This window comes from Arthrobacter sp. NPDC057388 (genome assembly GCF_042668165.1).
GTDB lineage: Bacteria > Actinomycetota > Actinomycetes > Actinomycetales > Micrococcaceae > Arthrobacter.
In genome coordinates, this window is sequence record NZ_JBHVBL010000011.1 from 112,187 (window position 1) to 120,623 (window position 8,437).

Genomic DNA, 8,437 nt, shown 5'->3' on the forward strand with positions numbered 1-8,437 from the left:
TTCAATTGTTCCATGCCGGGCATTTGTTTCCTGCCGGGCGGTACGCGCCCGCCGCCGGAGCCCGGAGTAGCATGCGGCCTATGGGCAAAGCAGACGCTTCCTTTGCGATCAAGCGCATCTATGAGGAACCCGCGGACGACGACGGCTGCCGGGTTCTGGTGGACAGGCTCTGGCCGCGCGGGGTCAGCAAGGAACGGGCCCGCCTGGAGCTGTGGCTGAAGGAGATTGCCCCCTCGCCGCCGCTGCGCCAGGAGTTCGCCCACATGCAGGAGCGCTTTGAGGATTTCCGCGCCCGGTACGAGGACGAACTGGCCGGCAACCCTGCCGTGGGCCAGCTCCTGGAGCTGGCCGCCACGCACGGGAAGGTGACGCTGCTGTATGCGGCCCGGGATCCGGAAGTGAACCACGCCCGCGTGCTGCTGGAATTCCTGGCAGACCGCTAGGGTGGTGCCATGACTGACCTTTCCGGAAGCTCCGACGTGTCCACCAACAAGGCCGCCCTGGTGACGGGTGCCAGCTCCGGCATCGGTGAGGCCACCGTGCGTGCGCTCCGCGCCGACGGCTGGACCGTCTACGCCGTTGCCCGCCGGCAGGAACGGCTGGCCGCGCTGGAAGCCGAGACCGGCGCCGTCGCCCTGAGCGCGGACATTTCCGAGGACGCAGACGTGGCCCGGCTCCTGGCCGAGGTGACCTCCGCCGGCGGAATCGACACTCTGGTCAACATTGCCGGCGGCGCCCGCGGGGCGGACCGCGTGGGCCAGGCCGTGACCGAAGACTGGGACTGGATGTACCGCGTCAACGTCCTGGGCACCATGAAGCTCACCCGCGCTTTCCTGCCGATGCTGCGCGAGAACGGTGAAGGCACCGTCCTGAATTTGACCTCCACCGCCGGACTGGCGGTCTACGAAGGAGGGGGCGGCTACAACGCCGCGAAATACGCCCAGCATGCCCTGACCGGGGCGTTGCGGCTGGAAGAGGCCGAGCACAATGTCCGCGTCATTGAAGTCCTCCCCGGGCTGGTCCAGACCGAGGAGTTCGCCCTCAACCGGCTGGGTGACGCCGAGGCAGCCAGCAAGGTGTACCAGGGCGTGGAAAAACCGCTGACTGCTGAGGACGTGGCCGATGTCGTGCGTTACGCCGTGAGCGCGCCGCATCACGTGAACCTCGACGAGATCGTCATCCGCCCGGTGGCGCAGGCATCGACCTACAAGCTGATCCGCAAGCAGGCCTGAACCGGGTATCCGTAAGCAGGCTAGCCGCCGGCCCCCTGGCCACCGGCAGGGATGTACAGCGTGGCCAGCACGGCCGCGTGGTCCGTCCCGGCAATGCGGTGCACGACGTAGCCGCTCGCCGGAAGGCCGGCAGTGGTGACCACGTGGTCGATGGTGATGCCGGGCAGCGTCTGCCCGTCCATCGGCCAGGTGGGCGTGAACCGCGTCCCGGACGCCGTACCCACGTCCACCAGCTTCCGGCCGTCCGGGCCGCCGTCGAGCAGCCTGCGGAACTCCGGGTGGTCATAGGTGGCGTTGAAGTCGCCCATCAGGAGCTGGTTGCCCCCGCCGTCCGCCCCGTTGCGCATGACCAGCCGGCCGAGTGCCGCAAGATCGCTGCGCCACTGTGCAACACGGCTGTCCACGGGCGGGAAGGCATGCACGTTCGTGACCTCAACAGTGGCGGCGGCCCCTTCCCCCGCATTCCGCAGTGTCAGCCGCAAGGTCGGCATCCGGAAGGGGGTGTCGGGCACCAGTCCGACGGCTTCGATGGGATGCTGTGAGTAGGTTGCGCTGCCCGAGCCGTCCTTGGCGGGGCTGCTGATCCTGTGCGGCAGGAGTTTCCCCAGCCCCTCGGCAGCCAGCCTGTCCTCCAGCGCCTGCGTGTGCTCCTGGACGGCCAGCAGACCCACCCGGTTGTCCCGGACCAGGCGGACGATTGCGGCAGCGTCGGCCCTGCCGAAACGGGAATTGATGCTGAGCACCGTCAGCTGCATCGTGCTGCCGGAGCCGGAACGGCCAGATCCGGATTCAGGGCCGGATGCGCTTCGGGCCTGCACAACGTCCGCCCGTCCCGCATCCGGGGCCCAGAGCCAGAAAAGCTGCGCGCCAAGCAGCAGGGCGGCAGCCGCCGTGACCAGGAGCCGCCGGCCCAGCAACGCCAGGCCCAGCCCAAGGGCGGCCGGAGCCACCAGCCAGGGAGTGAAGGACAGCAGCTGCACCACCACTGTGGGCCACTCAGCCGGAACGGCGCGGAACACCGAAAGCACGCCCACCGGCAGGAGGATGAGGAGCGCCAGCACCCGGGCCCAAGCAGTCATGGGTCGAGTCTAGGCCCGGGCCGCGGCATGGTTATGGCCGCCGCGGCCGCAGCAGTTAGACTGGACGCAACAGCTTTGACCCGGCCATCACCGGCGAGCTTCCGGAAGAACACCCGGCCGCTGTGCGGACAACCGATCGCAGTGGACCAGGCCAGTAGAACCGGACGGGTAAGCCCGTCACAGCAGCAATGAGCGGCCGACGCCGGTGCAGCCCTTTCCTGGAAAGGTGCGGTCCGGTGCCGGTAAGTGAGGTGGTACCGCGGTGCCGGTGCAGTCATTCTGACTGCGCACGTGCCGTCCTCGCATCCTGAATGATCCACTTGTTCACCAGCTCAACCCAGGATGTCGAGATGACGTATTACCCCAAGGCCTCAGCAGCCCCGTCCGGCACGGGCTCATCCGCAGGAGTTTCCGCCTCCGTGAAGTTTCCGGAGATCGAAGAACGGATCCTCAAGTACTGGGATGAGGACGGGACCTTCCAGGCAAGCATCGACCAGCGCAGCGCCGACCTTCCCGGCGGCACACCCGGCAGCAACGAGTTTGTCTTCTACGACGGCCCGCCCTTCGCCAACGGCCTGCCGCACTACGGCCACCTGCTGACCGGCTACGCCAAGGACCTCGTGGGCCGCTACCAGACCCAGCGCGGCAAGCGCGTCGAGCGCCGCTTCGGCTGGGACACCCACGGCCTGCCCGCCGAGCTGGAAGCCATGAAGCAGCTGGGCATGACGGACAAGACCCAGATCGAGGCCATGGGCATCGACAAGTTCAATGACGCCTGCCGCGCCTCGGTGATGAAGTACGCCAACGAATGGCAGGCCTACGTGACCCGCCAGGCCCGCTGGGTGGACTTCGACAATGACTACAAGACGCTCAACGTCGAATACATGGAGTCCGTGCTCTGGGCCTTCAAGCAGCTGCACGAGAAGGGCCTGACCTACAACGGCTACCGCGTGCTGCCGTACTGCTGGAAGGACGAGACGCCGCTGTCCAACCATGAGCTGCGCATGGATGACGACGTCTACAAGAACCGCCAGGACCAGACCGTCACGGTGACGTTCCCCATCAAGGCGGGGGAGTCCGAACTGTCCCGGCAGCTGGCCGGCGTCCAGGCGCTCGCCTGGACCACGACGCCCTGGACGCTGCCCACCAACCTGGCGCTCGCCGTCGGGCCTTCCATCAGCTACGCCGTGCTGCCCGCCGGACCGAACGGCATCAAGGCCGCCTCGGCGGAGGCGCCCGTCACCGGAAGCTTCCTGCTCGCCGAAGACCTGCTGGGCACCTACGCCAAGGACCTGGGATATGAGGACGCCTCGGCCGCTGCCGCCGCCGTCACGTCCACCCACACCGGCGCCGAGCTCGAGGGACTCACCTACGAGCCGCTGTGGCACGACTTCGCCGACACGGAAAAGTACGGCACCCAGAACGCCTGGCAGTTCCTCGTGGCGGACTACGTCACCACCACCGACGGCACCGGCATTGTCCACCAGGCCCCGGCCTACGGTGAGGATGACCAGAAGGTGTGTGAGGAAGCCGGCATCCCGGTGGTCCTGTCCGTGGACGAGGGCGCCAAGTTCCTGCACCTGTTCGCCCACGGCGACCTGCACGACATCGTGGGGCTGCAGGTGTTCGAGGCCAACAAGCCCATCACCCAGGTGCTCCGTGCCCAGGGCCGCCTGGTCCGCCAGGCCAGCTACGAGCACAGCTACCCGCACTGCTGGCGCTGCCGCAACCCGCTGATCTACCGCGCCGTCTCCTCCTGGTACGTGGAGGTCACCAAGTTCCGGGACCGGATGTCCGAGCTGAACCAGGAAATCAACTGGATCCCCGGCAACGTCAAGGACGGCCAGTTCGGCAAGTGGCTTGCCAACGCCCGTGACTGGTCCATCAGCCGCAACCGCTACTGGGGCAGCCCCATTCCAGTGTGGCAGTCCAGCGACCCCGAGTACCCGCGTACCGACGTTTACGGCTCGCTTGCCGAAATCGAGGCCGACTTCGGCCGGCTGCCGCTGAACAAGGACGGCCAGGTCGACCTGCACCGGCCGTTCATCGACGAGCTGACGCGGCCCAACCCGGACGACCCCCGCACGCCCGAAGAAGGCCAGTCCGTCATGCGCCGCGTGGAGGACGTGCTGGATGTCTGGTTCGACTCCGGCTCCATGCCTTACGGCCAGGTGCACTACCCGTTCGAGAACGAGGCCTGGTTCGACACCCACAATCCGGCCGACTTCATTGTGGAGTACATCGGCCAGACCCGCGGCTGGTTCTACATGCTGCACATCCTGTCCACCGCGCTGTTTGACCGCCCGGCCTTCCGGAACGTCATCAGCCACGGCATCGTTCTCGGCTCCGACGGGCAGAAGATGTCCAAGAGCCTGCGGAACTACCCGGACGTCTCCGAAGTACTGGACCGCGACGGCTCCGACGCCATGCGCTGGTTCCTCATGTCCAGCCCAATCCTGCGCGGCGGCAACCTCGTAGTCACCGAACAGGGGATCCGCGACGGCGTCCGCCAGGTGATCCTGCCGCTGTGGAACGTGTACAGCTTCTTCACCCTGTACACGAACGCCGCTGCCGGCGGCTCGGGCTATGACGCCAAGCTCCGGTACGACGGCTACACGGACACGCTCGACCAGTACCTGCTGGCCAACACCGGCGACCTCGTCCGCAACATGACCGCCCAGCTGGACACCTACGACATCTCCGGTGCCTGCGATGAGCTCCGCAGCTACCTGGACATGCTCACCAACTGGTACGTCCGCCGCAGCCGCCAGCGCTTCTTCGACGAGAACGCCGACGCCTTCGACGCCCTGTATACCGCGCTGGAAGCCGTGTGCCGCGTGGCCGCCCCGCTGCTGCCGCTCGTGTCCGAAGAAATCTGGCGCGGCCTGACCGGCGGCCGTTCCGTGCACCTGGCCGACTGGCCGGACCCGGAGCTGTTCCCGTCCAACGCCGCCCTGGTGGAGGCCATGGACCGCGTGCAGCAGATCTGCTCCACCGGTTCCTCGCTGCGCAAGGCCGCCAACCTGCGCGTACGCCTGCCGCTGCAGGAACTCACTGTCGTGGCACCCGGCGCAGATGCGCTGGAAGGCTTTGCCGCCGTCGTCGCCGATGAACTGAACCTGCGCTCGGTCCGCCTGCTGGACGCCGCATCCGCCTCCCCGGAGGAGTTCGGCATCGAGCAGAAGCTGGTGGTCAACGCCCGTGCCGCCGGCCCGCGCCTCGGGAAGAACGTGCAGCTGGCCATCAAGGGGTCCAAGTCCGGCGATTGGTCTGTTTCCGACGCCGGCGTGGTCACCGCGGGTGGCCTGGAGCTGGAGCCGCAGGAATACACGCTGGAGACGGTGGTGGCAGAGTCCGACGGCGGTTCGGCTTCCGTCGCGGTCCTCCCGGGAGGCGGTTTTGTGGTGCTCAACACCGAAGTCACCCCGGAGCTGGAGGCCGAAGGCCTGGCCCGGGACATGGTCCGCGCCATCCAGCAGGCACGCAAGGACGCCGCACTGAACGTGAGCGACCGGATCCGGACCACGGTGGCCGCCGCACAGAACGTCATCGACGCGCTGTTGGCCAACTCGGAGCTGGTAAAGACCGAAACGCTGACGCTGGAGCTGGACGCCGTGCCGGCCGATGCCGCGGAACCGCAGATCACCGTCGAAAAAGTGGGGGCCTGAAACATGACTGACGAATTCTCCGTGGAGAGCGTCTACGCCGAGCTGCTGGGCCGGGCGCCGGAAAACAAGATGGAGCCCCGGCTCGCGCCGCTGTTCCGCGCCATGGATGTGCTGGGGGAGCCGAACAAGGCCTTCCCGATCATTCACATCACCGGCACCAACGGCAAGACGTCCACGGCCCGGATGATCGAGGCCGGCCTGCGCGCCCACGGCCTCAGCACCGGCCGCTACACCAGCCCGCACCTGTCCAAGGTGACGGAACGGATCAGCCTGGACGGCGCACCCGTCTCCGATGAAACGTTCGTGCGGATCTGGGACGAGATCCGCCCCTACCTGCAGATCGTGGACGACGAACTCATCGCGGAGGGCCAGCCCCGGCTGACGTACTTCGAGTGCCTGACCATCCTGGCGTTCGCCGTGTTCGCGGACCAGCCGGTCAACGTGGCCATCATGGAGGTGGGGCTCGGCGGCATCACCGACGCCACCAACGTCGGCGACGGCCAGGTGTCCGTGGTGACACCCATTTCGCTGGACCACACCGACCTGCTCGGCGACACCACCGAGGACATCGCGTACGAGAAAGCCGGCATCATCAAGCCCGGCGGATTCCTCGTCAGCGCCGCCCAGCCGCTGGACGCCGCGCAGGTCCTGCTGGAGAAGGCCAAGGAAGTGCAGGTTCCGTTCCGCTTCGAAGGGGTGGAGTTCGGCGTCGAATCCCGGCAGGTCGCCGTCGGCGGGCAGGTGGTGACCGTCCAGGGCATTGCCGGCCGCTACCCGGACCTTCTGGTCCCGCTGCACGGTGCCCACCAGGCCGAGAACGCGGCCGTGGCCGTTGCCGCGCTGGAGGCCTTCCTTGGCGGCGGCGAGAAGGAGCTGTCCCTGGACGTCCTGCAGGAAGCTTTTGCCGCTGTCTCCTCCCCGGGCCGGCTTGAGGTGGTGCGGACGGCACCCACGATTATCGTGGACGCCGCGCACAACCCGGGCGGCATCCGCGCCTCCGCCGAGGCGATCCATGAGGCCTTCAGCTTCAGCAAGCTGGTGACCGTGGTGGGCGTGCTCAAGGAAAAGGACGCCGAGGAGATCCTGCGCCAGCTCAAGGAGTCCCTGGGCGACCTCGCGGAGGAATTCTGCTTCACCCAGTCCAACTCCCCGCGGGCCGTGCCGGCCGCGGAACTGGCGGAGCTCGCCGTCGACCTTGGCTTTGGCGAGGAAAACGTGCACATCGCCGAGAAGCTGGATGATGCGATCGAGTGGGCGGTGGAGCGCGCTGAAGCCAACGACGATCTCGCCGGCGGCGTGCTGGTGACCGGCTCGATCACGCTGGTGGCCGACGCCCGCATCCTGCTTGGCAAGGCGGCCACCTGATGGCCCGCCTGACCAAGGCCCAGCGCGAATGGCGCCCGGGCATGCCCAAGAAACGGCGCTCCACCAAGGTCATGTTCGCCTCCACGGTGCTGCTGCTGGAAGCATTCGTGGTTTTCTTCGCAACGCTTGCCGTGTTCGGCCTGCGGCGCGGGGAGATCTCCCCCGCGCTGATCCTCTCCCTGGGCATCGGGCTGAGCATTGTCCTCATCCTGGCCTGCGCCGTGCTGTCCAGGCCGTGGGGCGTGGCGCTGGGCTGGATCCTGCAGCTGGTGCTCATCCTGCTGGGTTTCGTGGAGCCCATGATGTTCCTGGTCGGGGTACTCTTCGCCCTGTCCTGGTGGTACGGCATCCGCACCGGCATTCGGATCGACCGCGAAGCCGCCCAGCGGGAGCGCGAGCAGGCTGAATGGGAAGCCGCGCACCCGGCGTCAGCCGGAAATGAAGGCGCCGGCAACCAAGGCGCCGGGACTGAGGGTGCCGGCACTGAGGGCACCGGCCAGACCCCGTAGACTTACCGGTAAACCCGCAACCAACCTCATTGGAGCAACTGTGAGCATTGAGCGCACCCTTGTCCTGATCAAGCCCGACGGCGTCACCCGCAACCTGACCGGCGAAATCCTCAAGCGGATCGAAGCCAAGGGCTACACCCTGGCCGAACTGAAGAAAACCAACGCCAGCCGTGAACTGCTCGAGCAGCACTACGAGGAGCACATCGGCAAGCCGTTCTACGAGCCCCTCGTGGAGTTCATGCTGAGCGGCCCCGTGGTGGCGGCGATCTTCGAGGGCCACCGCGTCATCGAAGGCTTCCGTTCCCTGGCCGGCACCACCGATCCCACGACGGCGGCCCCCGGCACCATCCGCGGCGACTTCGGCCGCGACTGGGGCCTGAAGGTCCAGCAGAACCTGGTCCACGGATCCGACTCCGTTGACTCGGCTGAGCGCGAAATCAAGATCTGGTTCCAGGCTTAATTTCTCCAGCCGGTTAAGCGCGAACTGGCAGCTAATGCCCCGAAACGTTGGTTTTGAGGGCGTTAGCTGCCCGTTGGCGGTTTTTTGTCTGGTTATAAACCCGAGGTGCCGACGAACACCTGGA

Annotated in this window: 7 protein-coding genes; 6 read left to right on the plus strand and 1 reads right to left on the minus strand. The window is 67.0% G+C overall.

Annotation, left to right across the window (positions count from 1 at the left end):
* Positions 1–80 precede the first annotated feature (80 nt).
* Positions 81–443, plus strand: a complete 363-nt coding sequence (locus ACFUTU_RS07995; RefSeq protein WP_377962933.1) for a DUF488 domain-containing protein — start codon at positions 81–83, stop codon at positions 441–443.
* A 9-nt stretch (positions 444–452) separates the two neighbouring features.
* Positions 453–1,232 carry an SDR family oxidoreductase gene (locus ACFUTU_RS08000; RefSeq protein WP_377962935.1) on the plus strand — a complete coding sequence of 260 codons (780 nt, stop codon included), beginning with the start codon at positions 453–455 and terminating at the stop codon, positions 1,230–1,232.
* A gap of 20 nt (positions 1,233–1,252) precedes the next feature.
* Here the strand turns inward: ACFUTU_RS08000 and ACFUTU_RS08005 are convergent, their stop codons facing one another.
* A complete protein-coding gene (locus tag ACFUTU_RS08005; RefSeq protein ID WP_377962937.1) occupies positions 1,253–2,311 on the minus strand; it encodes an endonuclease/exonuclease/phosphatase family protein in 1,059 nt (352 codons plus the stop codon).
* Positions 2,312–2,661: 350 nt separating this feature from the next.
* Here ACFUTU_RS08005 and ileS point away from each other — a divergent pair, with 350 nt between their 5' ends.
* Genes ileS through ndk form a run of 4 tightly spaced genes read left to right on the plus strand, consistent with a single transcriptional unit; the run spans position 2,662 to position 8,313 of the window.
* Entirely contained in the window at positions 2,662–5,979 is a 3,318-nt protein-coding gene (gene ileS, locus ACFUTU_RS08010) for an isoleucine--tRNA ligase (protein ID WP_377962939.1), read from the plus strand.
* Between the two features lie 3 nt (positions 5,980–5,982).
* Entirely contained in the window at positions 5,983–7,344 is a 1,362-nt protein-coding gene (locus tag ACFUTU_RS08015) for a bifunctional folylpolyglutamate synthase/dihydrofolate synthase (RefSeq protein WP_377962941.1), read from the plus strand.
* Positions 7,344–7,853, plus strand: a complete 510-nt coding sequence (locus tag ACFUTU_RS08020) for a DUF4233 domain-containing protein (protein ID WP_377962943.1) — start codon at positions 7,344–7,346, stop codon at positions 7,851–7,853. The genes ACFUTU_RS08015 and ACFUTU_RS08020 overlap by 1 nt, the downstream gene beginning before the upstream one ends.
* A 40-nt stretch (positions 7,854–7,893) precedes the next feature.
* Positions 7,894–8,313, plus strand: coding sequence for a nucleoside-diphosphate kinase (gene ndk / locus ACFUTU_RS08025; protein ID WP_377962945.1), 420 nt, complete (start codon positions 7,894–7,896; stop codon positions 8,311–8,313).
* Positions 8,314–8,437 lie beyond the last annotated feature (124 nt).

What these genes read in the sequence shown, in the direction of transcription:
- ACFUTU_RS08015 (WP_377962941.1), top strand. Translation starts at nt 5,983, where the DNA reads ATGACTGACGAATTCTCCGTGGAGAGCGTCTACGCCGAGCTGCTGGGC.
- ACFUTU_RS07995 (WP_377962933.1), top strand. Translation starts at nt 81, where the DNA reads ATGGGCAAAGCAGACGCTTCCTTTGCGATCAAGCGCATCTATGAGGAA.
- ACFUTU_RS08020 (WP_377962943.1), top strand. Translation starts at nt 7,344, where the DNA reads ATGGCCCGCCTGACCAAGGCCCAGCGCGAATGGCGCCCGGGCATGCCC.
- ileS (WP_377962939.1), top strand. Translation starts at nt 2,662, where the DNA reads ATGACGTATTACCCCAAGGCCTCAGCAGCCCCGTCCGGCACGGGCTCA.
- ACFUTU_RS08000 (WP_377962935.1), top strand. Translation starts at nt 453, where the DNA reads ATGACTGACCTTTCCGGAAGCTCCGACGTGTCCACCAACAAGGCCGCC.
- ACFUTU_RS08005 (WP_377962937.1), bottom strand. Translation starts at nt 2,311, where the DNA reads ATGACTGCTTGGGCCCGGGTGCTGGCGCTCCTCATCCTCCTGCCGGTG.